Source organism: Pedobacter sp. Leaf170 (assembly GCF_920984665.1).
In the GTDB taxonomy this organism is placed as follows: domain Bacteria; phylum Bacteroidota; class Bacteroidia; order Sphingobacteriales; family Sphingobacteriaceae; genus Pedobacter.
On record NZ_CAKLBP010000006.1, the window covers coordinates 183,499 to 204,237 of the forward strand.

Annotated in this window: 22 protein-coding genes; 6 read left to right on the forward strand and 16 right to left on the reverse strand. The window is 34.9% G+C overall.

The features are described 5' to 3' along the window. Window positions 1–181: 181 nt before the first annotated feature. The 5 genes from LUA90_RS15025 to glmM form a co-directional block, all read right to left on the reverse strand. Complete coding sequence (locus LUA90_RS15025; protein ID WP_231491487.1) at window positions 182–1,081, reverse strand: MBL fold metallo-hydrolase; 900 nt, start codon at window positions 1,079–1,081, stop codon at window positions 182–184. A 73-nt stretch (window positions 1,082–1,154) separates the two neighbouring features. Next, window positions 1,155–1,358 (reverse strand): hypothetical protein, encoded by a 204-nt coding sequence (locus LUA90_RS15030; RefSeq protein WP_231465238.1) that lies wholly within the window; start codon window positions 1,356–1,358, stop codon window positions 1,155–1,157. A 135-nt stretch (window positions 1,359–1,493) separates the two neighbouring features. Next, the gene (locus LUA90_RS15035; protein WP_231491488.1) at window positions 1,494–1,697 is read right to left on the reverse strand and encodes a hypothetical protein; all 204 of its coding nucleotides are present in this window, start codon (window positions 1,695–1,697) and stop codon (window positions 1,494–1,496) included. A gap of 494 nt (window positions 1,698–2,191) precedes the next feature. Continuing rightward, window positions 2,192–3,340: a cysteine desulfurase family protein gene (locus tag LUA90_RS15040; RefSeq protein WP_231465241.1), complete on the reverse strand. Its 1,149-nt coding sequence runs from the start codon at window positions 3,338–3,340 to the stop codon at window positions 2,192–2,194. A 3-nt stretch (window positions 3,341–3,343) separates the two neighbouring features. After that, window positions 3,344–4,732, reverse strand: a complete 1,389-nt coding sequence (glmM, locus tag LUA90_RS15045) for a phosphoglucosamine mutase (RefSeq protein WP_231465243.1) — start codon at window positions 4,730–4,732, stop codon at window positions 3,344–3,346. Between the two features lie 557 nt (window positions 4,733–5,289). Here glmM and LUA90_RS15050 point away from each other — a divergent pair. From LUA90_RS15050 to LUA90_RS15060, 3 genes are read left to right on the forward strand one after another with little or no spacing between them, the layout of a single operon-like run. Further along, window positions 5,290–6,021 carry a bifunctional 2-polyprenyl-6-hydroxyphenol methylase/3-demethylubiquinol 3-O-methyltransferase UbiG gene (locus LUA90_RS15050; RefSeq protein ID WP_231491489.1) on the forward strand — a complete coding sequence of 244 codons (732 nt, stop codon included), beginning with the start codon at window positions 5,290–5,292 and terminating at the stop codon, window positions 6,019–6,021. Further along, the gene (locus LUA90_RS15055; RefSeq protein WP_231491490.1) at window positions 6,018–6,581 is read left to right on the forward strand and encodes a phosphatase PAP2 family protein; all 564 of its coding nucleotides are present in this window, start codon (window positions 6,018–6,020) and stop codon (window positions 6,579–6,581) included. Before LUA90_RS15050 ends, LUA90_RS15055 begins: the two co-directional genes overlap by 4 nt. Before the next feature lie 3 nt (window positions 6,582–6,584). Then, window positions 6,585–7,304 carry a ZIP family metal transporter gene (locus tag LUA90_RS15060; protein WP_231491492.1) on the forward strand — a complete coding sequence of 240 codons (720 nt, stop codon included), beginning with the start codon at window positions 6,585–6,587 and terminating at the stop codon, window positions 7,302–7,304. 88 nt (window positions 7,305–7,392) lie between these two features. Here LUA90_RS15060 and LUA90_RS15065 read toward each other — a convergent pair whose 3' ends face one another. From LUA90_RS15065 to LUA90_RS15100, 8 genes are all read right to left on the reverse strand, one after another. Next, window positions 7,393–7,536 (reverse strand): DUF5522 domain-containing protein, encoded by a 144-nt coding sequence (locus LUA90_RS15065; protein WP_231465253.1) that lies wholly within the window; start codon window positions 7,534–7,536, stop codon window positions 7,393–7,395. Between the two features lie 101 nt (window positions 7,537–7,637). Then, the gene (locus LUA90_RS15070) at window positions 7,638–8,585 is read right to left on the reverse strand and encodes an MBL fold metallo-hydrolase (protein ID WP_231465255.1); all 948 of its coding nucleotides are present in this window, start codon (window positions 8,583–8,585) and stop codon (window positions 7,638–7,640) included. A 78-nt stretch (window positions 8,586–8,663) separates the two neighbouring features. After that, window positions 8,664–9,290, reverse strand: coding sequence for a dephospho-CoA kinase (coaE, locus tag LUA90_RS15075; RefSeq protein ID WP_231491494.1), 627 nt, complete (start codon window positions 9,288–9,290; stop codon window positions 8,664–8,666). Further along, complete coding sequence (locus tag LUA90_RS15080; RefSeq protein ID WP_231465259.1) at window positions 9,290–10,237, reverse strand: YbbR-like domain-containing protein; 948 nt, start codon at window positions 10,235–10,237, stop codon at window positions 9,290–9,292. The genes coaE and LUA90_RS15080 overlap by 1 nt, the downstream gene beginning before the upstream one ends. A 100-nt stretch (window positions 10,238–10,337) precedes the next feature. Next, window positions 10,338–10,652 (reverse strand): preprotein translocase subunit YajC, encoded by a 315-nt coding sequence (gene yajC / locus LUA90_RS15085; protein WP_231465261.1) that lies wholly within the window; start codon window positions 10,650–10,652, stop codon window positions 10,338–10,340. 115 nt (window positions 10,653–10,767) lie between these two features. Further along, window positions 10,768–11,211: a DUF1573 domain-containing protein gene (locus LUA90_RS15090; protein WP_231465263.1), complete on the reverse strand. Its 444-nt coding sequence runs from the start codon at window positions 11,209–11,211 to the stop codon at window positions 10,768–10,770. 1 nt (window position 11,212) lies between these two features. Beyond that, window positions 11,213–12,163 carry a transcription antitermination factor NusB gene (gene nusB / locus LUA90_RS15095; RefSeq protein ID WP_231465265.1) on the reverse strand — a complete coding sequence of 317 codons (951 nt, stop codon included), beginning with the start codon at window positions 12,161–12,163 and terminating at the stop codon, window positions 11,213–11,215. Window positions 12,164–12,207: 44 nt separating this feature from the next. Continuing rightward, window positions 12,208–13,296, reverse strand: a complete 1,089-nt coding sequence (locus LUA90_RS15100) for a Glu/Leu/Phe/Val dehydrogenase (protein ID WP_231491495.1) — start codon at window positions 13,294–13,296, stop codon at window positions 12,208–12,210. Between the two features lie 610 nt (window positions 13,297–13,906). Here LUA90_RS15100 and LUA90_RS15105 point away from each other — a divergent pair. Together LUA90_RS15105 and LUA90_RS15110 are read left to right on the forward strand one after the other, a co-directional pair. Then, window positions 13,907–15,697 (forward strand): ABC transporter ATP-binding protein, encoded by a 1,791-nt coding sequence (locus tag LUA90_RS15105; RefSeq protein ID WP_231491496.1) that lies wholly within the window; start codon window positions 13,907–13,909, stop codon window positions 15,695–15,697. A gap of 77 nt (window positions 15,698–15,774) precedes the next feature. Further along, the gene (locus LUA90_RS15110; RefSeq protein WP_231465270.1) at window positions 15,775–16,098 is read left to right on the forward strand and encodes a DUF3276 family protein; all 324 of its coding nucleotides are present in this window, start codon (window positions 15,775–15,777) and stop codon (window positions 16,096–16,098) included. A 64-nt stretch (window positions 16,099–16,162) separates the two neighbouring features. Here LUA90_RS15110 and LUA90_RS15115 read toward each other — a convergent pair whose 3' ends face one another. Then, window positions 16,163–16,624 (reverse strand): DUF5362 family protein, encoded by a 462-nt coding sequence (locus tag LUA90_RS15115; protein WP_231491497.1) that lies wholly within the window; start codon window positions 16,622–16,624, stop codon window positions 16,163–16,165. A 227-nt stretch (window positions 16,625–16,851) separates the two neighbouring features. Between LUA90_RS15115 and ychF the strand changes: the two genes are divergently transcribed. Then, window positions 16,852–17,952, forward strand: a complete 1,101-nt coding sequence (gene ychF / locus LUA90_RS15120; protein WP_231491498.1) for a redox-regulated ATPase YchF — start codon at window positions 16,852–16,854, stop codon at window positions 17,950–17,952. Window positions 17,953–18,385: 433 nt separating this feature from the next. Here the strand turns inward: ychF and LUA90_RS15125 are convergent, their stop codons facing one another. Beyond that, on the reverse strand, window positions 18,386–19,000 hold the full coding sequence (locus LUA90_RS15125) for an HAD hydrolase-like protein (protein ID WP_231465276.1): 615 nt from the start codon (window positions 18,998–19,000) through the stop codon (window positions 18,386–18,388). A 9-nt stretch (window positions 19,001–19,009) separates the two neighbouring features. Then, the gene (gene mgtE, locus LUA90_RS15130) at window positions 19,010–20,383 is read right to left on the reverse strand and encodes a magnesium transporter (RefSeq protein ID WP_231465278.1); all 1,374 of its coding nucleotides are present in this window, start codon (window positions 20,381–20,383) and stop codon (window positions 19,010–19,012) included. Window positions 20,384–20,739: the final 356 nt, after the last annotated feature.

Below are 20,739 nucleotides of genomic sequence, written 5' to 3' on the forward strand. Positions count from 1 at the left end.
GGATAAGGTTTTAGGAATAACAGATTTGCAAGGCTTGTTTAGATTTATTTTAAATATAGAATGTTTATAAATTGAAAATAGATTTGGAAGAATATTGCCTCGTCATTCCCAATGTAATTGAGAATCTTAAAGCGGAATTGTATCTCGCTTTAAGATTGTCGCCTATGCGAAAATAACAATATTAGGCGCCTTTTAATTCTTCGTATGCAGCGGTTAAACTTCTCTGAATCCCTTCTCCTTGCCACTCGGATGCATTAGGAATTGTGGTAATTTTCAAAATATCTTCTTTAGATTTTCCTGCTTTTATTTCAGCTGAAACCAGTTTTAATAAATTTTGAAGATAATTTTGAAAAGCTTTGATGTCAGCTTTATTTCCGGTGATTTTTTCAGGCTCTCTGCTGTGTCCGAAAATAAACAGGGTATCGTTATCAAATTGGTTGTGAATTTTATCTAATGCAGTAATCCAGTTGCCAATATGCGCACCATTTTCTCTATCTATGTAAGGAAATTTGCGGTTGGAGACCAAATCGCCAACGTGAACAATATTTGCATTTTCAAAATGATAAACTGCATCGCCGTTAGTATGTGCAGAGCCATAATAATAGGCACTAATTTTTTCATCGCCAACTGGTGCTTTCCAGCCAGTACCAAAGGTTGTATCGGGTAATAATTGTTTATCTAAGTTATTTGCCTTTTCTGCACCTCTTTTTTGATTTACCAAGGAGTTTTGATGCGCTACAACTTTCTCCGCCAAACCCTTAAAAGCAATATTACCAGCGGTATGGTCGCCATGGTGGTGTGTGTTGATTAAATATTTGAAAGGCTTATCGCCCAACTTTTTTAATTCATCAATTACATGTGGCGCAGAGGTTGGGAATTGAGCATCGACAACCGCAAATCCATTGGAAGAGTTTAGCCAACCAATGGTTCCACCTTGTTCTGTAAAAACGCCAACATTGTTTCTTAAAGCCTTGAAATTATATGCCCTTAGCAATTCTTTTTGCGCAAAAACGTCAGTTTTGTAAATTGAAAGCAAAGCCATTGCTAATGCTGAATTTTTGATAAAATTTCTTCTTTCCATGTTAGATAAACTTAAAAAAGCCACAACAAATGTTATGGCTTAAATTTAATAATTTTATAAATAAAACACTGCTCTAAATTCCAGAACCCGGTGTTGTGCCAGGCTCATGACCAGGGCCAAAAGCATTATTTTTACGATCTTTGTCTTTATTGAACAGATTGGTAGATTGCTTTGATGATTTGTTATTATCTAAAGAATCATGCTCTCTAACATCTTCAACTTTCTTATCAAGTAAGTCATTCTGAATAACTTTGCCTTTTTCTTTATTATTTTCCATTGCTTTTCAATTTGATGTATTAATGGAACATTTAACAATCTACATTGTTTTGTTTATCACCTTTCGGAATAGTTTTTAAGCATAATAAACCTTTTCATTATTGGTAATGATTAAAAAAATATAAAGAATAAAACACTACATCATTGCGCCAGGCAACTTCCTTAAATCGTGTATACAGCCAAACGAATTAAATTTTCGCTTGTGTATTTTATTAAAATGGTGAGACGATTCGAAAGAAAAAGGAGCCAAAATAAACTTATAAATGTGCTTTCTTTCGGTTTTTGCCTGTTGCTCATTCTCAGATTTTTTTTCTTCTGATTTAGGTTGATAATTTTCCATAATGCAAAGATTTATAGAAAGCAGTGGCTTTCTGGGTTTATAAATTTCGGTTTGCTTCACCTTATACCAAAGGGAGAATTGATAAGGTTTCGTTAAGGAGCTAAATATTAAAAGCGATAGCGTTTCGTTAGCTACTTAAATTTAAGCTTTTGTTATGAGATTTGCAAGAGGAATATTAACAACCGTTGACAGAAGTCAACGGCAATGAAATGGAAAAAGCTAAAAAACCTAGACCTATTGTAATGGAATTTATTGCCGCCTGCTTCAGCAGACGGATTTAAAAATTTGATTGCTCTTCTTTATTTTTTTCATAAGAACCACGAACCTTTGTAATATAAACCTGATTGACGTGGAAACCAAAAGCTTTTTCTGCTTTTGTTGAAACAGAAAGCAGGACGAACATTAAATAAGGTGATGAAATTGCTTTTCAAAAAAAATGGCATAAAAAAAGTCTCAGATTTCTCCGAGACTGTTCCTATTTGGTTAATGATATTTTAGGCTAAAGCATTTTGCTTAACCACCATTTTAACTTTTTCTATTACATAATCTAAATCCTCTTTAGTAGTGTATTTACTGAAAGAAAAACGTACAGACGGACGATTCGGATCTGCATTGATACCATTTAATACATGCGAACCGATATTTGAACCTGATGAGCAAGCGCTGCCACCAGAAGCACAGATTCCATTAATATCGAGGTTAAAAAGCAACATATCTGCCATATCCATCTCCGGGAAAGATACATTTAAAACCGTGTAAAGACTTTTGTCGGCATCAGTTTCTCCATTAAAACCTATCCCCGGAATTTCTGCAATTAATTGATTTTTTAAATAATCTTTTAAACCCTGAATATGATTTTGATGTTCTTCCATCTCTGCGTACGCAATTTCTAATGCCTTTGCTAAACCAACAATGCCATAAACATTTTCGGTTCCACCACGCATATTACGCTCTTGCGCACCACCATAAATCATTGGTGGAATTTTAATATTGCTGTTTACATATAAAAAGCCAACGCCTTTTGGTCCGTGTAATTTATGTGCCGCACAAACAATAAAATGGGCTTTTAACTCGCGTACATTGTGTACGTAGTGGCCCATGGTTTGAACGGTATCTGCATGGTAAATAGCATTATATTTCTCGCAGATATCGCCAACTCTAATCATATCTGTTAAAGTTCCTAATTCGTTATTGGCATGCATTAGGGAAACAAATGTGCGATCGTTATTTTGCAATAATTCTTCTAAATGATTGAAGTCTACATTACCCTTCTCATCGATATTTACAAAGCTTAATTTATCAATCTCGCCATTTTTTAGCATCATATTTAAAGTATGCTCCACTGCATGATGCTCGATTTTTGAAGTAATGGCGTGTTTAATTCCGTATGCCGAAATGCCACAACGAATAGCTGTATTATCAGCCTCAGTACCGCCTGAAGTAAAAAATATCTCAGATGGAGATGCTCCTAAAAGATTTGCTACAGTTTTACGAGCCTTTTCTACCAAGGTTCTAACTTCCCTGCCTAATGCATGAATGGCCGATGGATTACCGAAATAATTCTCCATCACATTAGTCATTTCAGCAATTACATCTTTATCTAAAGGTGTAGTTGCGGCATTATCTAGATAAACTCTTCTCATGTACTAGTTTAATTTAAGGATTTCCTTGATATCGGATATAATTTTATTTGCTAAATTTTCGGCTACAGTTTCATTTTCTGCTTCGCTGTAAATACGGATAATTGGCTCAGTATTAGAACGACGCAAATGTACCCATGTTTTATCGAACTCAATTTTTAATCCATCAATTGTACTATATGGCTGTTTTTTGTACTTCTCTTCTACCTGTTTTAATAAATTATCGATATCCATTTCTGGCGTAAGCGTAATTTTATTTTTTGAAATATGATATTGTGGATAGCTGCTTCTTAATAACGAAATAGATTTACCAAATTTTGCTAAATGCGTTAAAAACAAAGCGATACCTACCAAAGCATCTCTACCATAATGAGATTCAGGATAAATGATGCCACCATTACCTTCGCCACCAATAATTGCATTGGTTTCTTTCATTTTGTTAACCACATTTACTTCGCCAACAGCCGAAGCATTATACACAGAACCTGCTTTTTCTGTTACATCGCGTAAGGCACGCGTTGATGATAAGTTTGAAACCGTGTTTCCAGGTGTATTTTTCAAAACATAATCAGCAACAGCCACCAAAGTATATTCTTCGCCAAACATGCTGCCGTCTTCATTTACAAAGCACAAACGGTCAACATCCGGGTCAACCACAATACCTAAATCAGCATTTTGTTTTTGTACTTCTTTAGAAATTTCAGTTAAATTTTCTGGAAGTGGCTCCGGATTGTGTGGGAAATGACCATCTGGCGTACAATATAATTCAGTAACCCTGGTTACACCTAAAGCCTTTAATAAAGTCGGAATAAAAATGCCTCCTGTAGAATTTACACAATCGATAACAACTTTAAAATCTGCTTTTTTAATCGCTTCCACATCAACCAAAGGCAATGCTAAAACTTTATCAATATGTTTCTGTAAATAAGTATCGTTTTTAATTACTTTACCCAGTTTATCAACCTCTGCAAAATCAAAAGCTGCACTTTCTGCTAAATCTAAAACCTCTTTACCATCTAAATCGCTAATAAATTCGCCATCGGCATTTAGCAATTTTAAAGCATTCCATTGTTTTGGGTTATGGCTTGCAGTTAAAATAATTCCGCCGCCGGCTTGCTCATCTGGTACGGCAACTTCTACAGTTGGTGTTGTAGATAAACCTAAATCGATAACCTCAATACCTAAACCTTGCAGCGTACCGATAACTAAATTGTTAACCATTTCGCCAGAAATGCGGGCATCTCTACCTAAAACAATTCTTTTATTACCTGTTTTTTGAACTACCCAACTACCAAAAGCAGCTGTAAATTTTACTACATCTATTGGTGTTAAGCCATTTCCAGCTTGTCCGCCAATTGTTCCCCGTATTCCCGAAATCGATTTTATTAAAGTCACTTTTTGTATTTTAATTAGAGGCTCAAAAATAATAAAAAAATTAAGATAGCAGCTATTTCAAAATGCCTGAACCACTTAATTTACATTGTTTTTATATCTATTTATACGATGTATTTAATAGAAATATTTAATCAATCGTTTGTCCTTTTTTTTGAAAAGCAATCGCGGTATTACTTCGGCTAATAAGTCCCGCCCCCGTTTTAAGCCGCAACCCGATAAAACCTGTGAAATAGGAAAGCAATCTATTAAAAACAATAGCCTTGCTGCCCAAATCGGGATTGCGGGCTTTCTCACTTCGGTCGGGTTTAGGTGGCTTATGATGTAGTGCTATTATGCTGAGCATGGCGTACAACAAATCAAGGTATCTTACAATCTACAAGCACAATTCGCCAAAGCAAAGTAAATTGATTTAACCTCTGGATTCCATGGTAGCAAAGATGAAGATGACCCAACAAATAATTAATTTTGCAATATTGTTGCATAAAACCAGGTGAGCACTTCTGATGCAAAGCTAAAATCTTATATTTGCAACCTTTTAAAATACAAAATGGCTTTTTATGCAGCGCAAATGGTTTCAGTATTGGTTTAATTCGCCATATTATCATATTCTATACCAACAAAGAAATGATGCTGAAGCCGAATTTTTTATAGATAAGCTTACAAAATATCTTAAGCCACAAGAAGATTCCAAAATGCTGGACATTGCTTGCGGAAAAGGAAGGCATTCTATTTACTTAAATAAAAAAGGCTTTGATGTTACCGGGATTGATTTATCCGAACAAAGCATTAAATACGCAAAACAATTTGAAAACAATAAATTGCATTTCTTAGTGCACGATATGCGTAAATTGTTCTACATCAACTACTTTGATGTAGCTTTAAATTTATTTACAAGCTTTGGCTATTTCGATACGGAGAAGGAACATGTAAATGCCCTAAAAACGTTTAGAAAATGTTTAAAAGCTGATGGAATGTTAGTGCTTGACTATTTTAATACTGCAAAAATTATCAGAAACCTAAATTCCTGCGAAGCAAAATCATTAGATGGTATTACCTTTAACATATCAAAAAATGTAATTGAAGGAAAAATTATTAAAAAGATAAACTTCGAGGATAAGGGTAAAATATACAATTTTGAGGAACGCGTCCAGGCATTTAGTTTTGAAGATTTTGAACGTATGCTAGCTAAAGCCGGGATGATAATCGAAACTACTTTTGGCAATTATTCGCTTGATAATTTTGATGAATCATCATCAGACAGGTTAATCTTAATTTGTAAGAAAGCATGATAGAAAGCATACAGCAATTTGATATTGAGCTATTTTTGAAAATCCATCGTGGTTTATCAAATGGCTTTTTCGATTGGCTGATGCCATTGCTACGCAACCGATTTTTTTGGTCGCCGCTGTATTTATTTATTATAGTTTTTTGCATAAAACAGTATAAAAAGCAAGGTTATTACATTATTGCAATGTTACTTTTTACATTTGCCACAGCCGATTTGGTTGCATCCAGAGTAATAAAACCTTTGGTTTCCAGAGTTCGCCCTTGTAACGATTTTAGCCTTGCTAATGAAATTGTACATCGCGTACCATGTGGCAGCGGTTTAAGTTTTCCATCGGCACATGCAACCAATCATTTTGCAATAGCAGTATTACTAATTTGTTTGTTTTACAGCCGTTGGAAACCAATTTTGCCCATTGGGATATTTTGGGCTGCAATTATCTGCTTTGCGCAAGTATATGTGGGCGTACACTATCCTGTAGATGTAACTTCTGGTGCATTACTCGGAGCGTTAATTGGTTTTGTCTGTTCAAGAATTTTTAAAAAATTACAACCTGATTTTTAAGCTATGGAAATCTGGAAATTTGCCGTACTTTTTTTCTGTGCCCTGTTGGGTGGCTCTTCTATATTTTTGGTTAAAAGTGATAAATCGAAATTACTTAAACTGATTTTATCTTTTAGTGGCGCCTACCTTTTTGGCATTACCGTTCTTCATTTAATTCCCGATGCTTACAGCGGACCAGATAAATGGCAGATTGGTATCTTCATTCTGATTGGTTTTCTACTTCAAATATTTTTAGAACAATTTTCTGAAGGTGTAGAACACGGACATATTCATAAACATCACAACGGAAATGTTTTTCCCTTTGGGATAATGATTAGTTTATGCTTACATGCCTTTTTAGAGGGTATGCCTTTAGCTAAAGACCAGCACAACGAATTAATATTCGGGATTTCTTTACATCACATTCCTGCTGCTTTTGCTCTAGCAAGTATTTTAATGCAAAATCATTTCAAAAAAGGAAGTATTTTTTTGTACCTGCTCATTTTTGCGGCAATGGCACCTCTAGGTTTTTATGTAAGTGTGGGCTTAAGCAATGGCACAATTGGTGGTGTTGATGCTTATTTCAACAAAATAATGGGTATTGTAATTGGAATTTTCTTACACATCTCTACTACAATTTTATTCGAATCAAGCGCCGACCATAAAATAAATACCCGCAAAATGATTGCTGTTTTATTAGGTATTGGGGTTTCTTTAATAGGATTTTTCGCCGGAGGGCATTAAGAAGCAAAATTTATATCTATGGGTTTTGAAGTTAAATTATCTGAGATTTATAACAGCGTTCGGACCTAAGTCTAAATTAAAATCTGTCTTATTTCTTCTCTTTCTTTTTCCCATAACCCCAAGGGCAGTGTTTACATTTATTTTTACAGCAGTAGCCACGCTTTAAATGGTAAGCTTCTGTAAAAACCATAAAACCTTGTTCGTTGAAGTAAAAATCTTCCCCTTCTTTCATATATAGTTGTTGAATGAATGAGTTTTGAATGATTGAATTTTAAATTATCGGATTAACAAATCTGTTTGCGTCAGCTTTATTTCATCATTCCATCACTCATTCTATCTTTCATTCATTATTTTAATTTCCAGAGTATCCTTAAAATATTCTTTCAAATGTTTTCCGTCACCATGTAAAGTCCATACTTGTTTTGGTTTTACCTTTTCGATGGTTTCTAATATGGCATCCCAATCCGCATGATCTGAAATATACAAGGAAATTCCATTTGTCTGCTGCAAATTTTTCCAGCCCGATGCGAATGCCCTAACAACATTTATAGCTTTATGGTAACTGTGAAAAACCATTGGCGGTACGATATAAACCTGATGTTGTTGGTTATTCTTCATCACCTTTCTATCGTACATTTTATAATCACCAAGCTTAACGCCATAGTTTTCATAAATTTTTACAAAAGGCATAATACTATGGTGCACCATAATATTTCTGTTTGGGCAATGTTCATAAAGCAGCTGGATAATCCTTTGGCTCTTACCTAAAGCGTAAGCCCCAAGCATAATATTTGCTTCAGTTTCATTCAGTTTTTTTATCTCATCAATTGGCGAAGGGTGTTTAGTTTCTGGGTTTGCGAAGGTACTTTCTGTAATTAAAACATCTGCTTCAACAAATTCAAATGGCTCACAGGTTGCATCTGGTTCAATTTTATAATCACCGGTGTAGAGATATTTTACGCCATCATATTCTATTAAAACTTGCGCAGAACCTAGAATATGTCCGGCTGGATAAAAACTTATGCTAACCTCTTTAATTTTGAAATTCTCGTGGTATGTTTTTGTATGAAAATCGACCGCAGCAAATTTTCTATACCTATGTTCCATAAAAGTTTTGGTTGCCGCAGTACAATAAACATTTTGGCTTCCGCCTATTGCATGGTCGCCATGTGCGTGAGAAACCACTGCATTTTGAACTGGCTGTTGTGGGTCGAGGTAAAAATCTCCATAAATGCAATATAAACCAGTTGGTGTTATGGTGATAAAATCTTCTAAAATCATGAATAGGATTTGTTGGGTTGAAGGATAAGGCAGGATTTTAGTTAGATAAAATAAGCATCAGATTTACAGATATTACTTTTAAATTTTCTTTGCTGCTAAATAATGCTCTTGTTTAGCTGTATTTAAAAATGTTTTATGTAAGGCTAAAACCTGTTCAATAATTGAAATTTTTTCATCATTGTGAATAAAGTAATTAGCCAGTTTAGATTTTTCTTCGTCACTTAATTGCTTATCCATTCGTGCTTTCACTTGTTCTGCTGTAACATTATCACGTTGCATAACTCTTTTTATTCTGGTATCTGTAGGCGCTGTTACCAAAATCGTAGCATCAGTCATTTTGTAAGATCCACTTTCAAATAACAAAGCAGCTTCTTTTAATGTATAAGGAACATTAGCATCAATTTGAGCTTCCCAGTTATCAAAAGCTCTAAATACTGCGGGATGCACTAAAGCATTCAATTTCGCTAACTCGGCTTCATTATTAAATACAATACCGGCGATATGCTTATTATTCAGTTTGCCATCTTCAAAATAACTCTCTTTACCGAAAGCCTTTTTTATACCTTCTACCAGCAAAGCATCTGTAACCATAATTTCTTTCGCAGCCGTATCAGCATAAAAAACAGGAATGCCTAACACCTCAAACACTTTACAAACGGTAGTTTTCCCGCTGCCAATACCGCCTGTTATGCCAACTTTATACATTATTTCTCTACAACAAAATCAATTTTTGATGGAACAATCCGCACAAGCTTACAATAATCAGGAAATTGAGATATTTTTACCGTTAATTGATGGTGATTAAGCTTTTGCCATTCATCTGCATCAACCGTAGCCGTAATAAAATTTTCATCAACCTGCGCATAATTTCCTAAAGCAACTAAAAAAGTAACCTTTACTTTCTTCGGATATAATTTTATGCTATTGTAATTCCAATTGTTAGTAATCTTCAATGGCACTTCAACTGTTTTCTCGGTAAATTCATCAACCGGAATTTTAACCTCAACCACAGATGGGAAAATATTCACATTCTTTAAGGTGCTGTGTTGTAGAGCAACCCTAACTGATGCATTATTTTGAACTTTGAACAATTTCAACGTATCAGTATTCCAGCTTTCAATTTTTTGCAGTTCTTCAATTGGTCCGGTTACAGTTACTTGTGTTGGCGTGAGCCTGATATCGTTAGAAATTCCATATTGACTCACAAAATCTATTTTCTGCACCAATTTTATATTTACCTTTTTTGTCGACCTTTTAGTGAAATCGAAATAAAGTGTATCTGGTTTAACAGAAATTATCTTTTGAGAAGTTTCTAATTGTTTGTTTATACCATAAAGCTGGTCGGAAAGCACTACATAATCTCTACGGTTTAGCTGATTTAAGCTTACGGTTATCGATTGTGGGTTTATCCTCAATCTAGCGAAAAGTAACTGCCATCCCGTACCTTCAACCCTTAAATCTACCGTATCTGATTGTGAAGGATGAAATGCTCTTTTCTGCGGGAAATTTTTATAAATAAGAACCGTTTTGGCAATGTATTCATATTTGTTGTTTAATGCCATAAATAGCCAGGCAGCAATTGCCAAGAGTAAACAAGCTAAGAGGCTTATTACACGTCTTTTTTCTATTTGAGTTAACTTTATAAACGGCATAGTAATATTTGTAGTTCAGAAAAGCTACGTGCTCAAATGTAATAAAACAAAAACAGTCCCGAAAGTTTTCGAGACTGCTGTAAAATTGAAATTACTTTTATTATGCTTTTGGCGTTATTGCAGCTTTAGTTGCATCTAATGAAACGGCAGATTTATCAAAACGTAACTTAGCTCCAAATTCTGATTCGATTACAAAAGTAGTTTCATTCATATCAATAATTTTTCCATGAATACCTGCTGTTGTAATTACTTTATCGCCTTTACCTAATTCTGCTACTAATTTTTTATGATCTTTTGCTTTTTTAACCTGCGGACGAATCATGAAAAAGTAGAATACCACCATGATTAATACCATTGGTACAACCGTACCCAACATACCACCACCTGCTGCTTGTAAAATTACTGTCGAAATCATTTCTTGTATTTATTTGTGTTGTTAAATTTATTTAACTCTTCTAATTGTTTATTAAAAATTGTGATTTGAATATTGAAATATTTAGATATGCTAATTTGAACATCCAACTATCTAATTATTTCTTCGCAAGCACCTCACCTACCAAGTGCACTGTGCTTGTGTTTGGATTTGCATTTGAGGTAACGGTAACCACTTTATCTTGCATTCCGCCTTTACCGGTACTGTTAAAAACAACTTTAATTATACCTTCTTTACCAGGCAATATAGGTTCTTTTGGTGTTTCTGGAATTGTACAACCACAAGTTGCGGTAGCATTTGAGATAATTAACGGACTCTTACCTACATTTTTAAACTTAAACTCATGGGTAACCGCAGCACCTTCTTCAATTTTTTCAAAATCAAAAATTTCCTGTTCAAATTTAATAACTGGTGCATCTGCAGGTGCAATAGCCGAAGCTTCGGTGCTGTTTACAGCAGCAACTTCTGTTGTAGAACTATTTGCGTTACGGCAAGCTGATAACGATAAAGCGGCAATTGCCAGGATGAATATCTTTTTCATATTATTCTTCAATTAATCCGCGACCTAATTTTTTAATCGTGTTATTCTTTTTCAGGTCGCCTAAAATTTTGTCTAAAATACCGTTAATAAACGAATTACTTTTCGGTGTACTGTAATCTTTTGATAATTCAAGGTATTCGTTTATGGTAACTTTAACCGGAATAGATGGGAAATTTAACAATTCGCAAATTGCCATTTTCATTAAAATTGTATCCATTAAAGCAATACGCTCCGATTCCCAGTTTTTAGTTCTTTCGGCGATCATTTCCTGATATTTTGCGTCATTTTGCAAAGTATGTACAAATAAATCCTGCACAAATTTGCTGTCTTCAATCCAATCAGCGCTTATTTCAGTAAGTTTATTTTTAAACGGATCATCAAATGTAAAGTTCTTTAGCGTTTTAGCAACCATGCCTTTCATTACTTCATGATCAACCTGCCAGTTAATAAACTTCTCTTCAAAAACCTGAATAATAGCCTGGTTTTTTAAAATTATCTTTCTGAAAATATATTTAATAATATCTTTTGATGATTCTAAACTTTCGTTTGGATCTGCAAGATATTCAGCATATTCTTTTGAAGCTTTTAATGAGTTAAATACCGTTTTACGGATTTCAGGATCGAAACCCCAATCAACTTTATATTTTTTAATTGCAGAAATATATTCTGGATTTTGCTGCATTAAAACACTGAATTTGTTGTTAAGCAATTTCAGGTTGGGATTAATATCCTCAGCGGTTTTGATGTGTTTGTTGGCACGTTCAGCAGCATCATTGGCTGTAAATTCCGTAACCTCTACCATTAGAGATAGCATCCAGATATACATTTCGTATACGCTGTCGATGCTTTGCATTAAGACTTTTAAATCACCTTTAATGTCTTTTTTATCTGCCATGTGCCAAGCAAAAATGTTTTGCAAAGCTTTAATTCTTAAGTGCCTTCTATTTAACATGAATGTAAGAACGAGTGTGGTTTGTTAAACCGGTTAATAATTATTTAATATGTTGATTTTATTTTCTTTATGTCCGCAATTCTTTTTTCAGCAATGCGGTTTGCTGCAATATTTGTAGGTATTTGTTCAGCTTTGCTCAGTTTTATAACATTTCTGGTTGCCTCGTAAATATTCTCAGTTAGCTGTACGGTGCGTTTTTTACCAAAGCCGGTTAATTCCGAATAACAAGCAATTAAACCTCCGGCGTTAATTAAATAATCAGGAGCAAAAAGAATACCCTTTTTCAAAAGCAACTCACTGTCTAAAACCTCATCTTTTAACTGGTTATTTGCAGAACCTGCAATAATTGCAAATTTCATGCGCTCAATGGTTTTATTGTTAACGGTAGCACCCATAGCGCAAGGTGCATACACATCGGCATCAATTCCAAAAATTTTATCAGCCTCAATTGGCTTTGCTTTGTATTTTCTGGCTACGTAAGTAAGTTGGTCTTGATTAATATCACTAATTAAAACTTCGGCGTTTTCTTTACGTAATAAAGCCACTAAATGTTCGCCAACGTTGCCAATTCCTTGTACTAAAACAGTTCTGCCGGCAAGCATATCTGTACCAAAAACTTCTTTAACACTGGCTTTTATACCTAAATATACGCCTTGTGCTGTAAATGGAGCAGGATTACCAGCGCCACCAATAGATTCTGGCACACCTGTAACATAATTGGTTTCCATACGGATATATTCCATATCACGCGTGTTCGTTCCCATTTCTTCGGCTGTAATGAATTCGCCATTCAGGTTTTTTATAAACCTGCCGTAGCTACGCATTAAAGTTTCCGATTTGTCTTTTCTAGAATCACCAATAATTACACCTTTGCCACCGCCTAAATTTAAACCAGTAATAGCCGATTTATAGGTCATGCCTCTTGATAAACGAAGTGCATCTTCTAATGCTTCGGCTTCTGTTGTGTAGCTCCACATGCGTGTTCCGCCCAAAGCTGGCCCTAAAGTAGTATCGTGAATGGCAATGATTGCTTTTAGACCAGTGTCGGGATCATTACAGAAAACCAACTTTTTATGCCCGTAAGCACTTAATTGCTCTAAAATAGATGAATCTGACGAAGAATTTGCTGGCATAATGAACGTTAGGCTTAACCTGCAGCAAAAATAAAATAAAAAACCATTATTACACGTATTAAAAACAATCTATAGTGAAATTAATTAGACAAGCCCGTTAAACATCTGCCGAAAAGCCCAATACTCCTTTTAAGAATGTAAAATAAACCATTTGTTCTTTTTGTAGAAAATCAGTTACAATAGTATTTAGGTAATTTCAGTCCCACCATTTGCTACCTGCCTACCGCAGTCTGGCAATCTTTTTGTTGATGTTTATAGCTGTAATTATTGGAGCTGAACACAAAAAGTATTTTCGCTGCTGTCGGTGTTAGATTACTTCATTTAGGAACTTGCTATTCATTGCCGTTGGTTTTGAACCAATGGATAATAGAAAATCAGATAGGAAATTTGAGTTTTAAGGCTTCGGTTTTGAGTTAATTAAACCTGACAGTAGCGATCACGCAGCCGAATTTTTATGAGGCAAGTAAAGCGAATGGCGGGGCCAACCCTAACCAATGAAAAGCTGAAACCTGCTTTTCAAAACCTTAAAAATGTCATTAGTTTTTAAAGCTTAAATACTTAAAAGTAAATATGCGGCATAGAATAACAAATTTATCTAAGTTTGTATTGTATGAAACACCTGAAACGCTTAAATAAATATTTCTTGAAATATAAATGGTGGATTATTCCGGGAAGTATTTTCGTGGTAATTTCTAATATTTTTGGTGTTGTACCTGCCCAGGTTATTGGTTATGCCTTCGATTTAATTACCGAAAACATTCAGATTTATAGCCTTTTTGATGGTTTTAATCGCCAGCAAATTATTTATGATATTTTTAGCAATAGCCTTTTGTATTTTGGTTTTTTGGTTATTGCACTTTACGTTTTGAGGGGATTATTTTTATTTTTCATGCGCCAAACCATTATTCTTATGTCGCGACATATAGAATTTGATATGAAGAATGACATTTACCAACACTACCAAAGGCTCAGTTTAGGCTTTTACAGAAGAAATAATACCGGCGATTTAATGAATCGTGCTACGGAGGACGTAAACCGGGTGAGAATGTATGTTGGTCCGGCAATAATGTACACCATAAATACTTTTGTTTTATCGGTGCTTATTATTTGGTCGATGTTTGATGTAAACTCAAAATTAGCCATTTATTGTTTATTGCCACTACCATTTCTGGTGGTTATAATTTACTATGTAAACACCCTTATTTTTAAGAAAAGCGGAAAGATACAAGAAAGGCTCTCCAGCTTATCAACATTTGTGCAAGAGCGGTTATCGGGTATCAGAATTATAAAATCTTATGTACGCGAAGATTATACACGCAGCATGTTCGAAATTCAAAGTAACGATTACAAAAAAGACTCGATGAGTTTGGTTAAGGTATCTGCACTTTTTTACCCAACAATGCTACTTTTAATTGGTTTGAGCACAATTTTAACCATTTATGTTGGCGGCATACAGGTTATGAATGGCAGCATAACGGCTGGTAATATTGCAGAATTTATTATATATATTAATCAATTAACTTTTCCGGTAACGATGCTCGGCTGGGTTACCTCATTAATACAAAGGGCGGCAGCATCGCAAAAGAGGATTAATGAATTTTTGGATATCCCATCAGATATTCAATCAACCAACAACAACGAAAGGTTAGTTAACGGAAATATCTCATTCAAAAACGTAAGTTTTACCTATCCTGATACAGGCATTGAAGCTTTAAAGAATATAAGTTTTGAGATTAAAAGTGGTGAGTTTGTAGCCATAATTGGCAGAACAGGCTCGGGTAAATCTACATTGGCAAACCTTATAATGCGAATGTATGATGTTGAAAACGGAGCTATAAATATCGACGGTGAAAATTTAAAAAACTTAAACCTTAAGGATTACCGGAATCAGATTGGTTTTGTGCCGCAAGAGGTTTTCCTTTTCTCTGATACCATTAAAAACAATATTGCATTTGGTTTGGATACTGTAACTGAAGATGAAGTTTACGAAGCGGCAAAAAATGCATCAGTTTATAACAACATTGTTGATTTTGAAGAGCGTTTTGAAACCATGCTTGGCGAACGCGGAATAACGTTATCAGGCGGCCAAAAGCAGCGAGTATCGATAGCCAGGGCGCTAATAAAATCGCCACGTATTTTGATATTTGATGATTGTTTATCAGCAGTGGATACTAAAACTGAAGAAGAAATTCTGCAAAACCTTGGCAAGATAATGCACAATAAAACCAGCATTTTAATTGCACACAGAATTTCGACCATAAAAAATGCTGATAAAATATTGGTTTTAGATGATGGAAAGATAATAGAACAAGGCACACATAATGAACTGATTAACCTGAATGGCAGTTATACTGAGCTTTACAACAATCAGCTATTAGAAGAAGAAAGCCGTAGCGCTTAATTTGTTTGAATTCTATTTTGAACTTTAAATATTTGCTTTATATTTACCGAAACCAAAAACCAACATCAATACCAACCATGGGAGAATTCGACAATAAAGAGAGAGAAGAAGTTTTTTCAAAGAAAGTAAGAGCAGGTAAGAGAACTTATTTTTTCGATGTGAAGGCCACTCGTTCGGGAGATTATTACTTAACAGTAACTGAAAGCAAGAAAAGATTAGAAGACGGCGTATTTGTGAAACATAAAATCTTTCTGTATAAAGAAGATTTCGAAAAATTTACAGAAGGTTTAAATGAAACTGTAGATTACATTAAAACGCATCAAGATGTTGTAGAAAAACGCTACGAATATTCGGAAAACGGTGAGCATAGTGCAAAAACTACCGACGATTTTTCGTTTTAATTTAAGATAAATAGAAAGAGCCTTTAAAAATTAAAGGCTCTTTTTTGTTATGCAATGTTTTTTTTTATGCTGCTGCAATTCCGGCACCTACCATAAATATCATAAGAAAATAGAAGGCAATAATCATAATTGTAAGGATACCCCAATATTTAAAGAGCGATTTTAAGTTTGAAAATGAATCCTCTAAACTTTCCTGATCGCCAAAAAGCACTGCTTTTTTCGCCTTACTGGCAATTTTGTTGAGCAATAAACTTGGGTAAAATAATAAAAGACTTGTAATTAAATATATTACTGTAATGATGTTTGTACCAGCAGAACCTAATTGACTCATTTGAGCTGCCACCTTCGGATTGCTATTCATTAGAGTAGGAATACTAAAAGCAACCATAAATATGAATATAGAAACAACAATACCTACAATGGAGAGAAATTTGGCCCATTTAGTAATGTCGTAAATATAGCTTCTCATATTTTCTGATACAACCAAATTCACCTCGGCTTGCTGTTGCCCTTCCAAATCTTCCATAATGTTTTTTAAATTTTGCTAAACTTAGATAAAATATCCATCTGGCACAAATTACTGCCTTTAATTAAAGATTTTAAAAGCTTATCTTTGCCGCCTGAAAAAGGTGAAAGGTGAAAGGTGAAAGGTGAAAGGTGAAAGGTGAAAGGTGAAAGGTGAAAGGTGAAAGGTGAAAGGTGAAAGGTGAAAGGTGAAATCGTAAATCGTAAATCGTAAATCAAAACATATAAATGGCATTACAGTGTGGTATAGTTGGCTTACCAAATGTGGGTAAATCGACACTTTTTAATTGTTTATCAAATGCAAAAGCGCAAGCAGCAAACTTTCCGTTTTGTACAATTGAGCCAAATGTTGGCGTAATTACCGTACCTGATGATAGATTAACAAAGCTTGCGGAATTGGTTAAGCCAAATAAGGTGCAGCCAAATACAATAGAAATTGTTGATATTGCTGGTTTAGTAAAAGGAGCATCAAAAGGTGAAGGTTTAGGCAACCAATTTTTAGGAAATATTCGTGCTACAAATGCTATTATCCACGTTTTACGTTGTTTTGATGATGGAAATGTAATACACGTTGATGGTTCTGTAGATCCAATTCGCGATAAAGAAATTATCGATACTGAATTACAGCTTAAGGATTTAGATACCGTTGAAAAACGTATTCAGAAAGTTGAAAAAATGGCTAAAACCGGTGGCGATAAGGACGCTAAGCGTACTTATGAAATTTTAACTGTGGTTAAAGCTCATTTAGAAAGTGGAAAATCTATTCGGACTGCTCCATTAGCACAAGAAGATTTTGATTTTATTGAAGATTTAGGCTTACTTACCCAAAAACCGGTAATGTATGTTTGTAACGTTGATGAAGCATCTGTTGTAACAGGAAATAAATATGTGGATTTAGTTAAAGCAAATGTTGCCGATGAAAATGCTGAGGTTTTAGTGATTTCTGCAAAAATCGAATCTGAAATCGCTGAATTAGAAAGCTATGAAGAACGTCAGGAGTTTTTAGCCGACTTAGGTTTGGATGAATCTGGTGTAAACAAACTGATTCGTGCTGCTTATAAATTATTAAACCTTTATACTTACTTCACCGCTGGTGTACAAGAAGTTAGGGCCTGGACAATTACCAAAGGTTTTACAGCACCACAAGCTGCTGGTGTAATCCATACCGATTTTGAGAAAGGTTTTATACGTGCAGAGGTTATTAAATACACTGATTTTGTAACCTTAGGCTCTGAAAATGCCTGTAAAGATGCTGGTAAACTTGGCGTAGAAGGTAAAACTTACGTTGTTGAAGATGGAGATATTATGCACTTCAGGTTTAACGTATAATTTTAAAAAAATATTTAAAAAATATAGGCTGCCAGAAATGGTGGCCTTTTTGTTTTTGCCACGGAAACACAGAAGACACGGAATTATTTGAATTAGTAACAAACCCGTCATTGAGAGGCACAGCCTGCCCCAAAGATTCGGGGAAACAATCTACATTAATCTATTTCTGCGCTTATCAGCGAAATCTGCGGGAAACTAAAAACTATTTGCCACGGAAACACAGAATACACGGAATTATTTGAAATGAATGAGTTACTAACATGTAAGCCTTACTCTGCGCTTATCAGCTAAATCTGCGGGAGACTAAAAACTATTCGCCACGGAAACATTGAATACACGGAATTATTTGAAATGAATGAGTTACTAACATGTAAACCTTACTCTGCGCTTATCAGCGAAATCTGCGGGACACAAGAACATCAATCAAAAATCCTCATACTACCAATCCGTAAGCCGCCAACTGGGCTTTAGTATCTTCATAACTAGTATGATGAATACCCTTTAAACCTAAACCTTCTGATACCTGTACGAAAAGCATTCTATCATCAATATATAAGCTTGTTTCAACATCGCTTTGCGAAATATCGATTGCAACTTTAAAAATATCTGCGTCAGGTTTGCGGAAATGAACAAAACTTGATGAAACAAAGAAATCAACAAACTCATTAAGCTTAAAAGTATTTATTCGATATTGATTTAGTTCCCTCCCTTCGTTACTAATTACAGCAACTTTGAGGCTATATTTTTTCTTTAAATCGCATATTAATTGAATCATTTCAGGGTAGGGCAATGATTTTTTAAACATGAATTCCTTAAAATCATCATAACTAAAAGAACGCTCTTCAAAGAAAACAATTCTTTCCAGGTATTCATCAAGCGTAAGCTTACCAACTTCGTAAGTATCAAAAGTTAAATGATGGCGCTCTTCTAAATCTACAGAATCAAGGTTAAAAAGAACCGCAGCTTCTCCCCTTGCCTTTCTATCCCAACCATTGGTTAATAAAACGCCACCTATATCGGTAAAAAGTGTTGTGATTTTTTTTTGCATAACTCATTATTAAAGTAAAATTCCACTTAAGAATAATATCGCGAAAGAAAAGTAGATTATCAAGCCAGTAACATCAACTAGTGTTGCCACAAAGGGCGTTGATGAAACTGCAGGGTCTGCTCCTACTTTTTTAAGCAAAAGCGGCAACATTGAGCCCATTAATGTTCCCCATAAAACCACTCCAATTAACGAGCAACCAACTACTAAACCAATTCTAACATAATGATCGGTAAAGCCTGGCATAAAAAGGTTCCAGCTGGCAATTACGGCAAAACTCAGCAAGCATAAAGTTCCGCCTAGTAACATACCCGAAAAAATTTCCCTTCGCATTACGTTCCACCAATCTCTAACCGTTACTTCGCCTAAAGCCATCGCCTGGATTATTAATGTTGCAGCCTGCGAACCGCTATTTCCTCCGCTAGAAATAATTAAAGGGATAAATGTAGCCAGTATAACCACTTTTGCAATCTGGCTTTCGAAGTTTGACATTGCCGCTATGGTTAGTAATTCACCAAAAAACAATACAATTAACCAAACCACACGCTTCTTATAAAGCTCAAAAACCGGAACATCTAAATATGGCTCGTCTAAAGCCTGCGAACCACCAATTTTATGAATATCCTCTGTGTATTCTTCATTGGCAATCCATAAAATATCATCAACAGTAACAATACCTAAGAGGATATTTTGCTCATCAACAACAGGTAAAGCAACACGGTTATTCATTCTAAAAATACTGATAGCATCTTCCTGGGGGTCGTTTGCTTTTAAAGCGATAAAACGTTTATCGGTAAGTTCACCAATTATGGCTTCAGGATCTGCCAGCAAAACTTCCCTAATCCTAATATCATCAAGCAATACACCGTCTTTATCAATAACGTAAACTACATCAATGGTTTCAGAATTTTTACCATAACGCCTAATGTGCGCCAAAACCCTGGTAATAGACCATTCCGGTTTAACAGCAATGTAATCTGGCGTCATTAAACGCCCAATACTGTATTCATTGTAACCTAAAAGTGCCAGCGATTCCTTACGCTCTTCGGGAGGTAAAAGCGTAATCATTTTCTTAACCACATCACCCTTTAACTCACTAAAAAGTGCGGTACGGTCATCAGGAGGCAAATCTTTAATAATTTGATTTAGCTTATTGCCCGATAATTTTTTGATAATTCTTTCCTGGGTACGAAAATCGAGAATTCTGAAAACATTAACCGCTCTGTTTAAAGAAATCGTTTCAATAAATTTGGCTGCATGCTGCGGAAGTTCGTCAATCAATTCCTCCACATCCGAGATATTCAGTTCATCAAGATATCGCTTTAATGCTTTATCATTATCTTTTTCAAGTAGTTCCTGAATCTCCTCTACAACCAATTCTTCCATAAGCAAATTAATATTTTTTTACATGCTAAAACCTCTGTTAACGGTTCGCAAAGGTGCGGTTTTATTTTCTAAAATGCCAATTTTGGCGTTAAGGCAGCGTTAATTTTAAGTAAAGCAGTTGCTGTAACTCGGTTTTAGGTCAGTCCTGCTTTCCGCTAAATCTTTCTCGCCGAAAAGCTCAAAAGGATACCGCTGCAATAAGGTTTAATTAACAAAGTTTGCACACATTTGTTATTTCAGTTTGCAAAAAGCAGATTAAAGTTTGCGCTAAATTTTGTTTATTAAAGGCAATCAACACAAAATCAATAAGTTATTAAGGATGGTTAAAATAGCAACATTAGCTTTCAAATTAAGTA